The organism is Streptomyces sp. NPDC031466, from assembly GCF_055581265.1.
In genome coordinates this window covers 717,290-732,944 of the sequence record NZ_JBVIJT010000001.1, presented here as the reverse complement: position 1 = coordinate 732,944, position 15,655 = coordinate 717,290, and the positions used below count along the sequence as shown (strand labels likewise).

Sequence of the window (15,655 nt, the reverse complement as noted above, 5' to 3'; positions counted from 1 at the left end):
CGGCGTCGAGGGCTGACGGCTTCACGGCGCGTCGGGCAACGGCGCGAGCAGCGCGCTGCTCCCCTGGCGCCAGCGGGCCAGCAGCCGGGCGCCGAGGCGGTCCTCGACGAACCCGGTGGCCCGCACACCGAAGGCCACATCGGCATCCAGCGCCGGCTCCGCTGCGAGCAGTCCGCCGACGACGTCCCGGCGCACCACCTGCTCGTGCACGGCGTCCGCCTCCACGTGCTCGTCGTAGAACCGCTGGGCGGCGGGCCCCGCCCCGGCCCGGCGCAGGGCCGCTGCCAGCCGCCGCGAACCGGGCGACGACGTCACCTCGACGGCCGCGAAGTGGCCGACCAGAGCGCCCCGCAGCGCGCGGTGCAGACCGAACAGGGACATGAGGTTCACGACGGTGAGGGCCTCGGCGGGCGCCGCGTCGGTGTAGTGGCCGTAGGCCGTCTCCAGCCCCAGGTCGGCCATCAGGTCGGCGAAGAGGCGGGCGTGGATCTCCTCGGCCCGGCCGGCGCCGAACTCGTCGTACTCGATGGCCACCATCGCCGCCTTGGCCCGGCCGTGCAGCCGCGGGATGACCCAGGCGTGCGGGTCGGCCTCCTTGAGGTGGTAGAGCGAGCGCAGCGCCGCGTACTCCCGCAGCTGCCACAGCTCCCCGTCGCGCTGGAGGTGGTGGCTGACGCTCGACTCGTCGTGCCCGACGGGCTCCACGAGCAGCTCGGCCAGCGCCTGTTCGGCACTCACGCCGGACGGCACGTCGGCCCGCAGCGCGTCGAGGAAGCGCCCCTCCAGCACCTGCCGCAGGGCCAACAGCTCCGGGTCCCACTCCCGCTCGTCCGCCACGCCCCGAAAGCCCTGGTAGTGGAGTTCGTACAGGACGTGGAGAGCGAGCTGGAGGTCGTCGCCGTACGGATCGGCGTCGGCCGCCCGCCCGCGGAGGTCCGCGACGGGCCGCTCGTGCGACAGCGCGGCGACGACGCCCTCGGACAGGGCGCCGCGGGCAGCGGGGAGGTGAGGGCTGTGCAGACGTGACTCGACCGCGGTCGTCATGATGTGGGGTCCGATTCCTTGGGGTGCGCCGCGCCCGCCCGTCCGCCGTCGGGCTTCACACGACGGCGGTGGCTGGTGTCGCACCACGGGTAGCTGCGGCTGCGGCGGCACGTGCAGATCGCGACGGCGAAGCGGTCGGAGGTGGAGACGGTTCCGTCGTCGCCGACGACCTCGACCGGGCCCTCCACCAGGAGCGGCCCCTCCGGGTCGACCGTGACGCGGCGGGGGCGTTCAGCGGAGTTCGGCACGGATGACCACCAGTTCTTCGAGGCTCTCGTCGTCACCGAGGAGGTTGCGTCGGCGCAGCCACGCCCGGCGCGAGCGCAGTACGGGCCCGAGCGGGATGAACTCCCGGTCGGTGACCTTGGCGTCCAGGCCCAGACCGGCGAGGCGGTCGAGCGTGGCGTCCACGCCGCACAGCCCCGAGTGCACCATCAGCAGGACACCGCCCGGGCGCAGCGCGCGGGGCGCCGCGTCACAGACGCGGTCCACGACCGCCCGTCCGGCGGGGCCGCCGTCCCAGGCCCGCGCCGCGCCGCGCCGGGGCAGGAAAGGGGAGGGGGAGGGCACGTAGGGCGGATTGCTCAGCACGAGGTCGTAGGGGCCCTCCGGTGCCGCGGCCGTCAGATCGCCGTGCCGCACGGTGACCTTCTGGCCGGCCGTGCGCGCGTTGAACCGCGCCGTCAGCACCGCTCGCCAGGAGATGTCGACGGCCGCCACCCGGGCTCCCCGGCGCGCCGCGGCGACCGCGAGCGCCCCGGTGCCGGTCCCCAGGTCGAGGACCGAGCTGCCCTCGCCGATGCCCTCGCGGTGCAGGGCGCGCGTCAGCAGTTCGGTGTCGTACTGCGGGGCGTACACCCCGGGCGGGGCGATCAGGCGTGCCGGCCGGACCGGCGGCGGCATCGTGATCCGCGTCTGTGTGGTCATGCGGCTTCTCCCGTCCGAGCGAGCTCCACGAGGGGCGCTCCTCCTTCCACAGTCCGACGGTTCGCTCCCCGACACCACCGGAGACCTCACCGGCAGTGACGTGTCACGAACAGCGCGGATCGCTTCATGCGTCTGTCAGGCACCTTGGGTGCCCGCGCGGCCGTGATCCACACCTGCGTGATCTGTGACGTCGCCTCCTCGCGGCGGGTACGCCGGTCAGTCCTCCGACGTGTGCCGGTGCCGGGCCCAGGCGGGCAGCACGAACCAGCACAGCAGGTACCAGCCGACGACGACACCGACCAACCACGGCACCAGGGTGTCGTCGGTGGCGACCCGCAGCACCAGCAGCAGCGCGGAGGTCAGCGTGCCGAGGAGCAGGACGAGACCGACGAAGGTCATGCGCGAGGCCCACACCACCGCCTGCGGTTTGATGCGGCGCCCGGAGACGATGCGGTGGAAGGAGACCGGGGCGATGAGGGTGCCGGTCGCGGTCGAGCCGAGGACGACCGTCACCACGTAGATCGTGTGCTCGACGTGGTCCAGCTGCGCGTACCGCGGCGTGAAGGCCACGGTGAGGAGGAAGCCGAACAGGATCTGTACGCCGGTCTGGGCGACCCGCACCTCTTGGATCAGCTCGGTCCAGCGGCGGTCGGCGCGCTCGGACTCCGTCTCACGGCGGCCCTCGTCGCGCCACGCCCCGGCCCCGCCGGCCTGCCTGGTGTTCGGCGCGTCCATGCCACCGAGTGTGCCCACGAACCGCGGAAACGACAATCCGGGACGATCCGCCTCGTCGGGAAATTCTCCGCCTGACCGTGATTCGTCCGGCAGAGGCCGGGCAGACGGGCGCCGAGTGCACGTCTGACCCGAATCCTGAGGAGGATCCTCGTGCTGCTGGCCCACCCCGCCGTGCTGAAGGACCTGGTGGAGCGCTACAAGGCCTTGGCGGTGCTGCGCGCCGATCAGGGCGGCGCCGCAGGGCGCCAGGAGTTCGAGGACGTCTCCTACAGCCTGTGCGTGGCCACCGGCACCAGCGACGTCGACGCGGCGCTCGTGGCCGCCAGCCACCGGCTGCCGGGGGCCAGGGTCACGGACGACTCGCTGCTGTCCACCTGACCCCGGCCCTGACTCCGCCTACCCGGTCGGCCCGTGCCAGACGGTCGTGGCGTTGCAGAACTCCCGGATGCCGTGGCCCGACAGTTCCCGCCCGTAACCGGAGCGCTTCACGCCGCCGAAGGGCAGGCCGGGGTGGGACGCGGTCATGCCGTTGAAGAAGACACCGCCGGCCTGGAGATCCCGGACGCAGCGTGTGATGTCGCCCTCGTCGCGGGTCCAGACGTTGGAACTGAGCCCGAACGGCGTGTCGTTGGCGAGCGCCACCGCCTCGTCCAGGTCCGCCACGCGGTAGAGCGTGGCCACCGGGCCGAACGTCTCCTCGCGGTGGATCCGCATCTTCGGGGTGATGTCCGCGAGGACGGTGGGGGAGTAGAACCAGCCCCGCTCCAGCTCCTTGGGGCGCTGTCCTCCGCAGAGCGCGCTCGCGCCGTGGCCGAGCGCGTCGTCGACGAGCTCCTCCAGGTCGGCGCGGCCCTGCTCGCTGGCGAGCGGCCCCACGTCGGTCTCCTCGGCGAGCGGGTCGCCCACGGTCAGCTCCCGCATTCCGGCGACGAACATCTCCCGGAAGTCGTCGTAGACGTCGGCGTGCACGATGAAGCGCTTGGCGGCGATGCACGACTGGCCGTTGTTCTGCACCCGGGCGGTCACCGCCGTCCGGGCGGCGCGCTCGACGTCGGCGCTCGGCAGCACCACGTACGGGTCGCTGCCGCCCAGTTCGAGCACCGTCTTCTTGATCTCGTCGCCCGCGATGGACGCCACCGAGCGGCCCGCGGGCTCGCTGCCGGTCAGGGTCGCGGCGGCCACCCGCTCGTCGCGCAGGATGCCCTCGATGGCGTCCGAACCGACGAGGAGCGTCTGGAAGCAGCCCTCTGGATATCCGGCCCGGCGGAAGAGGTCCGCCAGGTACAGGGCCGTCCTCGGTACGTTCGACGCGTGCTTGAGCAGGCCGACGTTGCCGGCCATGAGGGCGGGGGCGGCGAAGCGCACCACCTGCCAGAGCGGGAAGTTCCACGGCATCACGGCGAGCACGACGCCGAGGGGGCGGTAGTGGACGACGGCACGCGACGCGCCGGAGTCCGTCACGTCGGCCTGCGCCGGGTGCTCGTCGGCGAGGAGTTCCTCGGCGTTCTCGGCGTACCAGCGCATGGCCTTGACGCACTTCGCCGCCTCGGCCCTGGCCGCCTTGACGGGCTTGCCCATCTCCGTGGTCATGGTGCGGGCCACGCTGTCGGTGTCCGCTTCCAGCAGGTCGGCGGCGCGGCCGAGGAGGCGGGCGCGTTCGGCGAAGGTGGTGGTGCGGTACCGGTCGTACGCGGCGGCGGCCGCCGTCAGTCGGCGCTCGACCTCCGCGGGCGCCAGCGGCTCGAACTCCTCGAGCGTCTCACCGGTGGCGGGGTTGACCGTGGCGATGGGCATGCCGTTCCTCCTCGGGGCGCCCGGCGGGGCGGGGATCACGGGGTGGGACTGGGGCGGTGGCCCGCCGCCGTTCCACCCTAGGTCGGCGCATGCGCGAGGGCATGCGGAGGGACGGGGCGCGCGCCCCGGGCGTCCCTTATTCGGGGGCGGCGCGCTCCGTCCCGTGGTGGGCCGTCAATCGGTGGAGAGGGCCTCCAGGAGCTGTCCGGCCTTGGGGTCGGACAGGGCGCGGGCCGCGTCGGCGAGCGCCACCATGCCCACCAACGAGTGTCCGTCGACGACGGGCAGCCGGCGCACCTTGTGGCCGGTCATGGTCGCGAAGACCTCGTCGACGTTGTCGTCCGCGCCGATCGTCACGGCCTCGCTCTGGGCCAGCTCGCCCACGAGGACCTTCGCCGGGTCCTTGCCCTTGCCGAGGACCTTCACCACGATGTCCCGGTCGGTGATGACGCCCTTGAGGCGGTTGTCGGTGCCGCAGATCGGCAGGGCGCCGACGTCCAGCTCGGTGAGCTTCGTGGCTGCCTGGGCGACGGTCTTTTCGGCCCCGGCGCATTCGGCGCCCGGAGTCATGATGTCGCGTGCGGTGGTCACGTGGACCTCCTTCGCGGTCGATGGACGGTTCGGCCTGGCCGCTCCAGGCCGCTGTCCCCGGTCGGGTGCCCCGCACACAGGGGCACAACACCCTTCCGCTCACAACCCGAGTGCGGTGAGTCCCGGGTGCTCGTCGGGCCGGCGCCCGAGCGGCCAGTGGTACAGGCGGGCCGACTCCTCGATGGGCAGGTCGTTGATGCTCGCGTGCCGGGCCCGCATCAGGCCGTCGTCGTCGAACTCCCAGTTCTCGTTGCCGTAGGAGCGGTACCACTGCCCCGCGTCGTCGTGCCACTCGTAGGCGAAGCGCACCGCGATACGGCGCTCGTCGTGGGCCCAGAGCTCCTTGATGAGCCGGTAGTCCAGCTCGCGGGCCCACTTGCGGGACAGGAACGCGACGATGGCCCCGCGTCCGGTGACGAACTCCGCGCGATTGCGCCAGCGCGAGTGCTCGGTGTAGGCGAGGGCCACCTTCTCGGGGTCGCGGCTGTTCCAGCCGTCCTCGGCGAGGCGGACCTTCTCGGCGGCCGTCCGGCGGGTGAACGGCGGCAGCGGCGGACGGGCGGATGTGGTCATCATCTGCTCCACGGGTGGACGAACGGGAGGGCGCCGAGGGGGAGAACGCTCGTTCTCGTCGGCTCCGCCACCCTAGGAGAACGCTCGTTCTCGCGCAATGACGCGGGTCGTCGGCGAGCGCGTAGTAAGGTCGGAGAACGTACGTTCTCGCAGGGGGGTCCGATGGATCAGGCGGAGGCCGAGGCGCGGGTCCTCGACGCGGCGGAGCGGCTGTTCTACGAGCGCGGGATCCAGGCGGTCGGCATGGATCAGGTGCGTGCGGCCTCCGGTGTCTCCCTCAAGCGGCTCTATCAGGTGTTCCCCTCGAAGTCGCGACTCGTCCGCGCCTGCCTCGACCGCCGCGACCGGCGCTGGCGGGCCCGGCTCGCCGCCCATGTGGACGAGCGCCCGGAAGGTGTGGCGCGGATCCTCGCGGTCTACGACTGGCTGTACGAGTGGTTCGCCGAACCGGAGTTCAGGGGCTGCGCCTTCGTCAACGCCTACGGAGAACTGGGGGCCGTCGACCCCGCGGTCGCCGACGCCGTGCGGGCGCACAAGCGCGCCTTCCACGACTACCTCGCCGGCCTGGTGGCCGGCGCGGGCGGCCCCGAACGGGCGGTCGGCCCGCTGGTGCTGCTCGCGGAAGGCGCCATGACGGCCGCCGCGATCTCCGGCTCGCCCGAACCGGCACGGCAAGCGCGGTGCGGTGCGCGGCAGTTGCTGGCGGCGCCGTAAGCTCCGACCTCTTGACATGAGGAGGGGCAGCAATGGCGAAGACGTACCGCATGAACGCCGGTACGCGGGTGATCAACCGCGTGTTCCACACGATGACCCGGCTCGGCGTCGGCAAGGGCTACCGGTACAACCTGACGGTGCGCGGCAGGAAGACCGGACGTTCGTACTCCACGCCGGTCGACGTGATGGCGTCCGGTGACGAGCGCTGGCTCGTCGCCGCCTACGGGGTGAGCGAATGGGTGCGCAACGCGCGCGCCGCGGGGCAGGTCGGGCTCAGCCGGGGCGGCAGGTCGCGCACGCACGGAGTGGTCGAGCTGGACGCGCGGGAGAGCGTGCCGGTGCTGCGCCAGTACTGGCGTGAAGTGCCCGTCACCCGGGCCTACTTCGAGGTGACCGCCGAGTCGTCGGACGAGGAGTTCGCCGCCGAGGCGGCCCGTCATCCGGTGTTCCGCCTGGTGCCCCTGGACTGACGCGCCGGGCGGGCCCGACCTGGGATCGGGCCCGCCCGGCCGGTGGGGTGGGCCGCCGGGTGGCGCGGACTCAGCAGCTCAGGTTCGAGCCCGGGGTGGTCCCGAGGATCTGCGTGAACGCCTTGTAGCGGTCGACGCGGCTCTGCACCTGGGCGGGGTTGGCGCCGTTGCACTCCAGGGTGCCGTTGATCGCGCGGATGGTCTCACCGAACCCGGCGCCGTTGACCATGGCGTTGTGCGGGGTCATGGTGCCGGGGCCGCTCTGGGTGTTCCAGTACCAAAGGCCCGTCTGCCAGGCGATGGACGGGTTCTGCTCCACCAGGTAGGGGTTGTTCAGGAGGTCGATGCCGAGGGCGTCGCCCGCGGCCTTGTAGTTGAAGTTCCAGCTGAGCTGGATCGGGCCGCGGCCGTAGTAGGCGGCCTGTCCCGCGGGGCAGCCGTAGGGCTGGGTCTTGTCGCAGTAGTGGGGGTAGTTGCTCTGGTTCTGCTCGACCACGTGGACCAGTCCGCCCGTCTCGTGGCTGACGTTGGCGAGGAAGGCCGCGGCCTCCTGGCGCCGGACGGTGTCGCTGCCGGTGTTGGCGAAGCCCGGATAGGCCTTGAGCGCGTCGGTCAGGCCCTTGTAGGTGTAGAAGGAGTTCCGGTTCGGGAACATCTGGTTGAACTGGGCCTCGCTGACCACGAATCCGGACGGGTCGGGGTTGCCCGGGTCCGTGCCGCCACCGCAGGTGCCCTGGTCCGCCCAGACGTCGGAGCGCCCGGGGGTCTCGTTCTGGGTCCACCACTTGGCGGTCCAGTTGTGCCCGTTGTACGAGGCGGACTTGCCACCGGTGTAGACCGTCGAGGAGCTCCAGGGGGAGGTGCACGTGGCGGCGGACGCCGTGGTGGCGGCGGGTCCGAGGACGAGCAGCGCGCCGGTCGCGGCGAGGGCGGCCGCGAGGCTGGTGAGGCGTTTGAGCATGCGACATCTCCTAACGGGCGGCACGGGGGAGGAGGCGTGCCGCCATGGGGGTGTCGTGACTCAAGCGAAATGGTCTGAACCTGTCAAGGTCTAGACCAAACTGCGAAGGTAAAACTTGGCGGGCCCCGGGCAGGATCCACCCGGTGTGTCGCCTTCCCGGCACACCGGGTGGATCGAGAAGGGTGCAGCGATGACGGACTCGGCCTCCGGGCGGCTCACGATCTCACGGGCGACGCTCGACGACTGGCGCGTGGTGCGCGGATGGGCGGCGGAGGAGGGCTGGAACCCCGGGCACGGCGACGCCGCCCCGTTCTTCGCGCAGGACCCCGAGGGATTCTTCCTGGGCCGCCTGGACGGCGAGCCCGTCTCCGCGGTCTCCGTGGTCAACTACGGGCAGGGCTACGCCTTCCTCGGCTTCTACCTCTGCCGCCCCGAGCACCGGGGCCGCGGCTTCGGCCTCGCCACCTGGCGGGCGGGACTCGCGCACGCCGGGGACCGGACCGTGGGCCTGGACGGCGTGCCCGACCAGCAGGACAACTACCGCCGCTCGGGCTTCGTCCGCGCGTACGGCACGCTGCGCTACGTCGGCCCGCTGATCGCGCCCGGCAGCGCCGACCGGCAGGTGCGTCCCGTCGAGGCCGCGGGCCTGAAGGCGCTCCTCGCGTACGACGGCTCGTGCCTGCCGGCCGACCGGCCGCGCTTCCTGGAGGCCTGGCTCACCGCTCCCGGCCACCGCGCCCTCGCCCGGATCGTCGACGGGAGGCTGACCGGGTACGGCGTGCTGCGGCCGGGCCCCGACGCCCTGCGCGTCGGACCGCTGTTCGCCGACACCCGTGCCGACGCCGAGGCCGTCCTGGACGCGCTGGCCGCCGACGCGGACGGCACGCCCGTGGCCATGGACGTGCCCGAGTACAACAAGGAGGCCGTCGCGCTCGCCGAGGCACGCGGGATGAAACCGAGCTTCGACACGGCCCGCATGTACACCGGCCCGGTCCGGGACTTCGCCCACGAGCGGGTCTTCGGGGTCACCTCGCTCGAACTGGGCTGAGGCTTGTCCGAGCGCCCCGGCACCGGACCCCCGCCGCGCGCACGGCATCACACCCTTCCGGGTCCGCGCGCGGGCCGCCGGGTCATCGCGGGGCAGCCTTACGGGCAGGGGCCGCGCCAGTCCAGGCACAGCACGGTGGCGTCGTCCTTCACATCGCCGGCACAGGCGTCGGTGACCGCGGCGACCATGGCCCGCACGGCCTCCCGGGGGTGCTCGCCCGCGGTGTCACAGATGAGGCCGGGCAGGTCGACGTCGCCCGCCTCGCGATCCTGCATGCCGTCGGTGTACAGCACGAGACGGTCACCGGGGCGCAGGTCGATGTCCTGCACCTGATAGGGGCCCTGTCCGGGAACTCCGAAGGGGAGGTTGATGTGCGGCTGGATCTCCTCGACCGCGCCCTCGCGCAGCCGTAGGGGCCACATGTGTCCCGCGTTGACGAGCTGGGCGCCGGATCCGTCCAGGGCGATGCGCAGGAGGAGGCCGGTGGCGAAGGTCCGATGGCCGTGATCGAGGAGGGCCTGATGCGTCTGGCGGGCCTGTTCGGCGAGGTCGGCACCGGCGCGGCGGGCGCCGCGGGAGGCGTTGACCACGAGGGTGGCCATCAAGGAGGCATCGACGTCATGGCCCATGGCGTCGGTGATCGACAGGTGCAGGGTGTCCTCGTCGAGGCTGTAGTCGTAGGTGTCACCGGCGATGTCGGAGGCCGGCACCAGGGCTCCGGCGAGAGCGAACTCGTCTGCCTCGCACGAGGGCGCCGAGGGCAGGAGCTGGCGCTGGATCTCCGCGGCCAGGGTGACCGTGGCGGTGCGGTTGCCCCAGTGGTAGAGGTCGGTGAAGCGGCGGTCGGTGACGATGATGTACGCGAGCGCGTGCGCGACCTCTTCGACCTGCTCCAGCACATCCTGCGTGACGTGGGTGAGGTAGAGCTCCAGAACGCCGATGACGTCGCCGCGATTGGTGACCGGAGCGAGCACACGCTGCCCCTGAGCACCCTCTGGTGCCAGCAGCACCTCCTGGGTGCGCAGGACCTCGTCGTAGACGCTGCCGTCCAAAGGGACCTGGTCCGTGCCGCGTTTCTCGCGTGTCGTCTTCCCCTCGTTGACCCGCAGCAGGCGCCGGCCGACGACGTCGACGAACAGGAAGGAGACGTAACGCGCGCCGAACCGCCTGCGCAGATTGTGCGCCACGACATCGAGAGAACGCACCGGGGCGGCTTCTTCAGCCGCTGCCAGTACCTCGGCCAGTCCCATTCGATCACGCTGCACAACAGCCTCCCTGAGTTGTGCACCTCCTTCCCCGCGATGCCCCGGGCATCACAGCCGAGACACATTGCACAGGGGGAGATACCGCGCGCCGAGGTGATCTTTTTGTTACATGCTGGACGTGGGGGTAGAAGCCTGACAATCGAGTTCAGGAAGTGGGCGGATCGGCATGGACGGGGCTGCACGGAGCGAGGGGCGGCTGTTGGGCGGCGGCCTGGTCGAGGTGTCGCAGACGTACGAGGGCAAGACCGATGACATCGCCGAGGCGCGTGCGCTGGCCCGCGACTTCCTGGCACGCCTGCAGGCGGTCCACGGGGTCCCGGTGTCCGAGCGTGCGATGGGCATGGTGCAACTGGTGGTCAGCGAGCTGTTGACGAACGCCCTCAAGTACGCCCCCGGGCCCTGCTCGCTCGGCCTCGGGTTGACAGGCGGCCGGGTGGAGGTATCGGTGCGGGACAGCGCCCCGGTCCTGCCGGTGGCCAGGGCAGCCGAACCGGGCCGGGTCGGCCAGCACGGCCTGGAGATCGTGATGGCGGTCTCCCAGAGCTTCGAGGTCCACCGCGAACCGGACGGCAAATGCACGACTGCTGCGATCATGCTTGCCGACGACCCGGGAGGGGCCACCGCCGGACGGCAACCGTGAGACGTGCGCGGCGCGAGTCGGGACAAGGCGCGGCGCCGCCGCGGCGCGACGGGCCAGGGGCACTCTCCCTGGCCCGTCGCGCTGGGGGCTTACCCGTATCCGGCCGCTCCGGCGCGGCCACCCATGGTCGCTACTGGGGCGGGGGCTCCTGGCCGCGGTCCCCGCCCAGCTGTCCCTTGAGCTTGTCCTGGGCGGTGTCGACCTGCCCGCTGTACTTGTTCTGGGTCCGGCCGTCGACGAAGTCACCGGCCTTGTCGACGCCCTGGCCCGCCTTGTCCTCGTGGCCCTTGAGCATCTGCTTGAGCTTGTCCATCACCGACATGGTCGGCCTCCTGGGTGTGAGCCGTTGCTCCCAGGATGGGGGCTGATCCGGGGCGCCGCATCCGGGGACCGGAGCCGCCCGCTCATGTGATCGTCAGCCGCCGCTTGGCCTTGGCCTCGGAGCTGTTGCCCACGTAGAGGTCCACCGCGCCCTCCTCGACGAGGAACTCCCCGCGCGGGTCGTTCGTCCAGAAACCGAGGTCGTCGGCGCCGATCTCGAACCGGACCGTCCTGGACCTGCCGGGCTCCAGCGTCACCCTGCGGAAACCGCGCAGTTCGCGTACGGGCCGCGTGAGGCTCGCCGTGATGTCGTGGACGTACAGCTGGACGACCTCGTCGCCCGCGCGGTCGCCGGTGTTCGTGACGTCCACCGCCACCTCCAGGGTGTCGCCCCGGCGCAGCGCGGCCGCGGAGATCCGCTCGCGGCTCAGCCGCGGCTCGCCGATCTCGAACGTCGTGTAGCTCAGCCCGTGGCCGAACGCGAACTGCGGGCCCGGGGGCAGATCCAGGTACTTCGACGTGTACTTGTTGTCCGCGTCGTAGGGGCGGCCCGTCGACTCGTGGTTGTAGTGCACCGGGAGCTGGCCGACCGTACGCGGGAACGACACCGGCAGCTTCCCGCCGGGCACGACCCGGCCGAACAGGACGTCGGCGACGGCGTTGCCCGCCTCCAGGCCCGGGTGCCACGCCTCCAGGACGGCGGGCGCGGCGCCGAGCCAGTCGCCCATGGTCAGCGGGCGGCCGTTCACGAGGACGACCACGAACGGCTTGCCGGTGGCGGCGACGGCGGCCACCAGCTTCTCCTGGGTGCCGGGCAGCCCGATGTCGCTGCGCGCGGCCGCCTCGCCGCTCATCGCGGGTGGCTCGCCGACCACGACGACGGTGACCTCGGCGGCCCTCGCGGCGGCCACCGCCTTCGGGATGCCACCGGTCTCCTTGCCGTCGGGGTCCACGCCCCTGGCGTACGTCACCTCGGCGTCCGGCGCGGCCCGCCGGATGGCGTCCAGGATCTTCACCGACGGATATCTGCGCACGGCGGCCGGGAGCGACCACGTGCCGAGCAGGTCGTCGGAGTCTCCGAACGGGCCGACGACCGCGACGGACCTGAGGGACCGCTTCAGGGGGAGCGCCGCGCGGTCGTTCTTCAGCAGGACCATCGAACGGGCGGCACTCTCGCGCGCGGCCCGCCGGGCGGCCGGGCTCGGCCCGTCGACGGCGTCGCTCTCGTCGACGTAGGGGTGCTCGAAGAGCCCGAGGTCGAACTTGAGGCGCAGGACACGGGCGACCGCGTCGTCCAGCCGCCTCGCGTCGATCTTTCCCTCGTGGAGCAGCTTCTTGCCGTGCGTGACGAAATGGGTGCTGGTCATCTCCATGTCCACGCCCGCGCCGAGGGACAGCCGGGCGGCCGCCGCGCCGTCCTCGGCGAAGCCGTGCGGGATCAGCTCCTGGACGCCGGTCCAGTCGCTGACGACGACACCGCCGAAGCCCCACTCCTTCTTCAGGATGTCGGTCAGGGTGTGCGTGTTGCCGTGCGCCGGGACGCCGCTGACGGTGTTGAAGGACGCCATCACCGTGGCCACCCCGGCGTCCGAAGCCGCCTTGAACGGCGGGAGGTAGAGGTTGCGCAGCCGGGACTCGGAGACGTCCACCGTGTTGTAGTCGCGGCCACCCTCCGCGCCGCCGTACGCGACGAAGTGCTTGGCGCAGGCGGCGATGCGGTCCTTCGCGCGGTAGGGCGCCGCCGAACCGCCGTGGTCGTCGCCGCCGTCCTTGTCCCGCGCATCCGGCTCGCCCTGGTAGCCCCGCACCTTCGCCGCGGCGAACGCCGCCGTCAGGTACGGGTCCTCGCCGTTGCCCTCGGCGATCCGGCCCCAGCGCGGCTCGCGCGTGACGTCCATCATCGGTGCGAACGTCCAGTGCACGCCGTTCGAACGGGCCTCCTTGGCCGACACCTCGCCGTCCGTCCGCGCCACCTCCGGGTCGAAGCTCGCGGCCTGCGCCAGCGGGATCGGGAACGTCGTCCAGAAGCCGTGGATGACGTCGAGCCCGAACACGAGCGGAATGCCGAGCCGGGACTCCTCGACGGCCAGGCGCTGGAGCGCGTTGGTGGTCCTGGCGCCGAAGATGCTCAGCACGGAGCCGAGCCGGCCGGCGCGGGCCGCGTCCTCCACGTCCTTGGTCGCCCCGCCGCCGGGGCCGGTGTCCCACGCCCACGGCAGCTGCTGGAGCTGTCCGAACTTCTCCTCCACCGTCATCCGGCCGAGGAGTTCCCGGATCCGCCGCTCGTGGGGGCCCCGGCGGCCGGGCGCGGCCTGCGCGGTGCCGGCCCCGGCCGTCCCGACGGCACTCAGCGCGCCTCCCGCGGCCGCCGTGCCGCCGATCGCGGACAGCAGAGTACGCCTTCGTACGTCACGCATGCGTTCGCCTTCTCACCTCAGGAGGGGGATAACTCCTGTGGAGAACACAAGAGTTGAAGCGAAAAGTACGTTCCCGTTACATGCGGGTCAACAGACGCGGCAGGGGAAGCGCCGGGGAAAGTGCGGCGGGCGGGTGAATCCGGCCGAACCCTTGACCTCAAGTTTACTTGAGGTCTTAACGTTCTCTTCATGAGCATGGAAACCACCGCCTGGGTCCAGCTGCACAGCGTGATGAACGCGCAGCAGGACCGCCGACCCTTCGCCCGTGCCACGCTGCGCCGCATCGGCGCCTTCGCGCGGCCCCACCGCAGGCGCATCCGGCAGTTCGTGCTGCTGAGCGTCGTCACCGCGCTGCTGGCCGTGGCGACGCCCGTCCTCGCGGGGAAGGTGGTCGACGCCATCGTCCGCGGCTCGGACTCCTCGACCGTCGTGCGGTACGCCCTGCTGATCGCGGCCATCGCGCTCGCGGAGGCGGGCCTCGGGCTGGTGAGCCGCTGGCTGTCGGCGAACCTCGGCGAAGGGCTCATCCTGGACCTGCGGACCGCCGTCTTCGACCACGTCCAGCGCATGCCCGTCGCCTTCTTCACCCGCACCCGCACGGGCGCCCTGGTCAGCCGCCTCAACAACGACGTCATCGGCGCGCAGCGGGCCTTCAGCAACACGCTCTCCGGAGTCGTCGGCAACATCGTCACCCTGGTGCTGACGCTCGCCGTCATGCTCACTCTCTCGTGGCAGATCACCCTGCTGGCGCTGCTCCTGCTCCCGGTGTTCGTCGTGCCCGCCCGCCGCATGGGAGCCAGGATGGCGGGCCTCCAGCGGGAGGCCGCCCACCACAACGCCGCCATGGGCACCCGGATGACCGAGCGCTTCTCGGCGCCCGGCGCCACCCTGATCAAGCTCTTCGGCAGGCCCGGCGACGAGTCAGCCGAGTTCGCCGCGCGGGCCCGCCGGGTGCGGGACATCGGCGTACGCACCGCGATGGCGCAGTCCACGTTCATCACGGCGCTCACGCTCGTCTCGGCGCTCGCGCTCGCCCTGGTCTACGGCCTCGGCGGGTACTACACGCTGGAGGGCTCCCTCGACGCCGGCGCCGTCGTCTCGCTCGCGCTGCTGCTCACCCGGCTCTACGCGCCGCTGACCTCGCTGGCCGGCGCCCGCGTCGAGGTGATGAGCGCCCTCGTCAGTTTCGAGAGGGTCTTCGAGATCCTCGACCTGAAGCCGCTCATCACGGAGAAGAAGGACGCCGTGCCGGTCCCCGAGGGCCCCGTGTCCGTCGAGTTCGACGACGTCCGTTTCGGCTACCCCGCGGCCGACAAGGTCTCCCTCGCCTCCCTCGAAGAGGTCGCCTCGCTCGACAACCGCGGCGGCGACGAGGTCCTGCACGGAGTGTCGTTCCGCGCCGAACCCGGCCAGACGGTCGCCCTCGTCGGCTCCTCCGGCGCGGGCAAGTCGACCATCGCGCAACTGCTCCCGCGGCTGTACGACACGGACGAGGGAACCGTGCGCATCGGCGGCGTCGACGTACGGGAGCTGACCGCCGAGTCCCTGCAAGCCACCCTCGGCATGGTCACCCAGGACGGGCACCTCTTCCACGAGTCGGTGCGCGACAACCTGCTGCTCGCCCGGCCCGGGGCGAGCGAGGACGAGCTGTGGGACGTGCTGCGCCGCTCCCGGCTGGAGGACCTCGTGCGCTCCCTGCCGGACGGGCTCGACACCGTGGTCGGCGAGCGCGGCTACCGGCTCTCCGGCGGCGAACGGCAGCGCATGACCATCGCGCGGCTCCTGCTGGCCCGGCAGCGGGTCGTCATCCTCGACGAGGCGACGGCCCACCTCGACAACACCTCCGAGGCCGCCGTCCAGGAGGCCCTCGCCGAGGCCCTCGAAGGACGCACCGCCGTGGTGATCGCCCACCGTCTGTCCACGGTCCGCTCCGCCGACCTCATCCTCGTCGTCGAGGCGGGCCGCGTCGTCGAACGGGGCACGCACGAGGAACTGCTGGCCCTGGAGGGGCGCTACGCGGAGCTGTACCGCACGCAGTTCGCCAAGGGCGGCGAGCCGGCGGCGGGGGCGGGCGTCGTGGAGGCGGCGCTCTGACCTCCGCTCGTGTCCGGACGTCCACCAGGAGTTCATCGATTCCCCACCACCCCCATGCTCT

The 15,655-nt window shown here is 72.0% G+C and carries 17 protein-coding genes; 6 read left to right on the top strand and 11 right to left on the bottom strand.

Going from position 1 to position 15,655, the window contains the following annotated elements; genetic code table 11:
- Positions 1-21 precede the first annotated feature (21 nt).
- The 4 genes from ACZ5GP_RS02695 to ACZ5GP_RS02680 all read right to left on the bottom strand — a co-directional run bounded on the left by ACZ5GP_RS02695 (position 22) and on the right by ACZ5GP_RS02680 (position 2,706).
- Positions 22-1,044, bottom strand: a complete 1,023-nt coding sequence (locus tag ACZ5GP_RS02695; protein ID WP_468749028.1) for an iron-containing redox enzyme family protein — start codon at positions 1,042-1,044, stop codon at positions 22-24.
- Positions 1,041-1,292, bottom strand: a complete 252-nt coding sequence (locus tag ACZ5GP_RS02690; protein WP_468749027.1) for a CDGSH iron-sulfur domain-containing protein — start codon at positions 1,290-1,292, stop codon at positions 1,041-1,043. The genes ACZ5GP_RS02695 and ACZ5GP_RS02690 overlap by 4 nt, the downstream gene beginning before the upstream one ends.
- Positions 1,276-1,971 carry a HemK2/MTQ2 family protein methyltransferase gene (locus ACZ5GP_RS02685; protein WP_468749026.1) on the bottom strand — a complete coding sequence of 232 codons (696 nt, stop codon included), beginning with the start codon at positions 1,969-1,971 and terminating at the stop codon, positions 1,276-1,278. The genes ACZ5GP_RS02690 and ACZ5GP_RS02685 overlap by 17 nt, the downstream gene beginning before the upstream one ends.
- 216 nt (positions 1,972-2,187) lie before the next feature.
- The gene (locus ACZ5GP_RS02680; RefSeq protein WP_468749025.1) at positions 2,188-2,706 is read right to left on the bottom strand and encodes a DUF6328 family protein; all 519 of its coding nucleotides are present in this window, start codon (positions 2,704-2,706) and stop codon (positions 2,188-2,190) included.
- A gap of 150 nt (positions 2,707-2,856) precedes the next feature.
- On the opposite strand from ACZ5GP_RS02680, the gene ACZ5GP_RS02675 reads away from it, so the two are divergent.
- Positions 2,857-3,084: a DUF5133 domain-containing protein gene (locus ACZ5GP_RS02675; protein ID WP_468749024.1), complete on the top strand. Its 228-nt coding sequence runs from the start codon at positions 2,857-2,859 to the stop codon at positions 3,082-3,084.
- Between the two features lie 18 nt (positions 3,085-3,102).
- On the opposite strand, the gene ACZ5GP_RS02670 is transcribed toward ACZ5GP_RS02675, so the two are convergent.
- The 3 genes from ACZ5GP_RS02670 to ACZ5GP_RS02660 form a co-directional block, all read right to left on the bottom strand.
- Positions 3,103-4,500 (bottom strand): NADP-dependent succinic semialdehyde dehydrogenase, encoded by a 1,398-nt coding sequence (locus tag ACZ5GP_RS02670; RefSeq protein ID WP_468749023.1) that lies wholly within the window; start codon positions 4,498-4,500, stop codon positions 3,103-3,105.
- A 174-nt stretch (positions 4,501-4,674) separates the two neighbouring features.
- Positions 4,675-5,091, bottom strand: coding sequence for a CBS domain-containing protein (locus ACZ5GP_RS02665; protein WP_468749022.1), 417 nt, complete (start codon positions 5,089-5,091; stop codon positions 4,675-4,677).
- 99 nt (positions 5,092-5,190) lie between these two features.
- Positions 5,191-5,664 (bottom strand): nuclear transport factor 2 family protein, encoded by a 474-nt coding sequence (locus ACZ5GP_RS02660; protein WP_468749021.1) that lies wholly within the window; start codon positions 5,662-5,664, stop codon positions 5,191-5,193.
- A 162-nt stretch (positions 5,665-5,826) separates the two neighbouring features.
- Here ACZ5GP_RS02660 and ACZ5GP_RS02655 point away from each other — a divergent pair, with 162 nt between their 5' ends.
- Positions 5,827-6,378 carry a TetR/AcrR family transcriptional regulator gene (locus tag ACZ5GP_RS02655; RefSeq protein ID WP_468749020.1) on the top strand — a complete coding sequence of 184 codons (552 nt, stop codon included), beginning with the start codon at positions 5,827-5,829 and terminating at the stop codon, positions 6,376-6,378.
- A 32-nt stretch (positions 6,379-6,410) separates the two neighbouring features.
- Positions 6,411-6,848, top strand: a complete 438-nt coding sequence (locus ACZ5GP_RS02650) for a nitroreductase/quinone reductase family protein (protein ID WP_468749019.1) — start codon at positions 6,411-6,413, stop codon at positions 6,846-6,848.
- Positions 6,849-6,918: 70 nt separating this feature from the next.
- Here ACZ5GP_RS02650 and ACZ5GP_RS02645 read toward each other — a convergent pair whose 3' ends face one another.
- Complete coding sequence (locus tag ACZ5GP_RS02645; protein ID WP_468749018.1) at positions 6,919-7,809, bottom strand: glycoside hydrolase family 19 protein; 891 nt, start codon at positions 7,807-7,809, stop codon at positions 6,919-6,921.
- Positions 7,810-7,999: 190 nt separating this feature from the next.
- Between ACZ5GP_RS02645 and ACZ5GP_RS02640 the strand changes: the two genes are divergently transcribed.
- Positions 8,000-8,857, top strand: a complete 858-nt coding sequence (locus ACZ5GP_RS02640) for a GNAT family N-acetyltransferase (RefSeq protein ID WP_468749017.1) — start codon at positions 8,000-8,002, stop codon at positions 8,855-8,857.
- A 98-nt stretch (positions 8,858-8,955) separates the two neighbouring features.
- On the opposite strand, the gene ACZ5GP_RS02635 is transcribed toward ACZ5GP_RS02640, so the two are convergent.
- A complete protein-coding gene (locus ACZ5GP_RS02635) occupies positions 8,956-10,107 on the bottom strand; it encodes a PP2C family protein-serine/threonine phosphatase (protein WP_468749016.1) in 1,152 nt (383 codons plus the stop codon).
- Positions 10,108-10,288: 181 nt separating this feature from the next.
- On the opposite strand from ACZ5GP_RS02635, the gene ACZ5GP_RS02630 reads away from it, so the two are divergent.
- Positions 10,289-10,762, top strand: coding sequence for an ATP-binding protein (locus ACZ5GP_RS02630; RefSeq protein WP_468749015.1), 474 nt, complete (start codon positions 10,289-10,291; stop codon positions 10,760-10,762).
- A 130-nt stretch (positions 10,763-10,892) separates the two neighbouring features.
- Here the strand turns inward: ACZ5GP_RS02630 and ACZ5GP_RS02625 are convergent, their stop codons facing one another.
- Both ACZ5GP_RS02625 and ACZ5GP_RS02620 read right to left on the bottom strand, forming a co-directional pair.
- The gene (locus ACZ5GP_RS02625) at positions 10,893-11,084 is read right to left on the bottom strand and encodes an antitoxin (protein ID WP_468749014.1); all 192 of its coding nucleotides are present in this window, start codon (positions 11,082-11,084) and stop codon (positions 10,893-10,895) included.
- A gap of 82 nt (positions 11,085-11,166) precedes the next feature.
- Positions 11,167-13,500 carry a glycoside hydrolase family 3 N-terminal domain-containing protein gene (locus tag ACZ5GP_RS02620; protein WP_468749013.1) on the bottom strand — a complete coding sequence of 778 codons (2,334 nt, stop codon included), beginning with the start codon at positions 13,498-13,500 and terminating at the stop codon, positions 11,167-11,169.
- A 189-nt stretch (positions 13,501-13,689) separates the two neighbouring features.
- Between ACZ5GP_RS02620 and ACZ5GP_RS02615 the strand changes: the two genes are divergently transcribed.
- Positions 13,690-15,594 (top strand): ABC transporter ATP-binding protein, encoded by a 1,905-nt coding sequence (locus ACZ5GP_RS02615; protein WP_468749012.1) that lies wholly within the window; start codon positions 13,690-13,692, stop codon positions 15,592-15,594.
- Positions 15,595-15,655 lie beyond the last annotated feature (61 nt).

What these genes read in the sequence shown, in the direction of transcription:
- ACZ5GP_RS02695 (WP_468749028.1), bottom strand. Translation starts at nt 1,044, where the DNA reads ATGACGACCGCGGTCGAGTCACGTCTGCACAGCCCTCACCTCCCCGCT.
- ACZ5GP_RS02685 (WP_468749026.1), bottom strand. Translation starts at nt 1,971, where the DNA reads ATGACCACACAGACGCGGATCACGATGCCGCCGCCGGTCCGGCCGGCA.
- ACZ5GP_RS02680 (WP_468749025.1), bottom strand. Translation starts at nt 2,706, where the DNA reads ATGGACGCGCCGAACACCAGGCAGGCCGGCGGGGCCGGGGCGTGGCGC.
- ACZ5GP_RS02670 (WP_468749023.1), bottom strand. Translation starts at nt 4,500, where the DNA reads ATGCCCATCGCCACGGTCAACCCCGCCACCGGTGAGACGCTCGAGGAG.
- ACZ5GP_RS02660 (WP_468749021.1), bottom strand. Translation starts at nt 5,664, where the DNA reads ATGACCACATCCGCCCGTCCGCCGCTGCCGCCGTTCACCCGCCGGACG.
- ACZ5GP_RS02655 (WP_468749020.1), top strand. Translation starts at nt 5,827, where the DNA reads ATGGATCAGGCGGAGGCCGAGGCGCGGGTCCTCGACGCGGCGGAGCGG.
- ACZ5GP_RS02650 (WP_468749019.1), top strand. Translation starts at nt 6,411, where the DNA reads ATGGCGAAGACGTACCGCATGAACGCCGGTACGCGGGTGATCAACCGC.
- ACZ5GP_RS02645 (WP_468749018.1), bottom strand. Translation starts at nt 7,809, where the DNA reads ATGCTCAAACGCCTCACCAGCCTCGCGGCCGCCCTCGCCGCGACCGGC.
- ACZ5GP_RS02640 (WP_468749017.1), top strand. Translation starts at nt 8,000, where the DNA reads ATGACGGACTCGGCCTCCGGGCGGCTCACGATCTCACGGGCGACGCTC.
- ACZ5GP_RS02635 (WP_468749016.1), bottom strand. Translation starts at nt 10,107, where the DNA reads ATGGGACTGGCCGAGGTACTGGCAGCGGCTGAAGAAGCCGCCCCGGTG.
- ACZ5GP_RS02630 (WP_468749015.1), top strand. Translation starts at nt 10,289, where the DNA reads ATGGACGGGGCTGCACGGAGCGAGGGGCGGCTGTTGGGCGGCGGCCTG.
- ACZ5GP_RS02625 (WP_468749014.1), bottom strand. Translation starts at nt 11,084, where the DNA reads ATGTCGGTGATGGACAAGCTCAAGCAGATGCTCAAGGGCCACGAGGAC.
- ACZ5GP_RS02620 (WP_468749013.1), bottom strand. Translation starts at nt 13,500, where the DNA reads ATGCGTGACGTACGAAGGCGTACTCTGCTGTCCGCGATCGGCGGCACG.
- ACZ5GP_RS02615 (WP_468749012.1), top strand. Translation starts at nt 13,690, where the DNA reads ATGAGCATGGAAACCACCGCCTGGGTCCAGCTGCACAGCGTGATGAAC.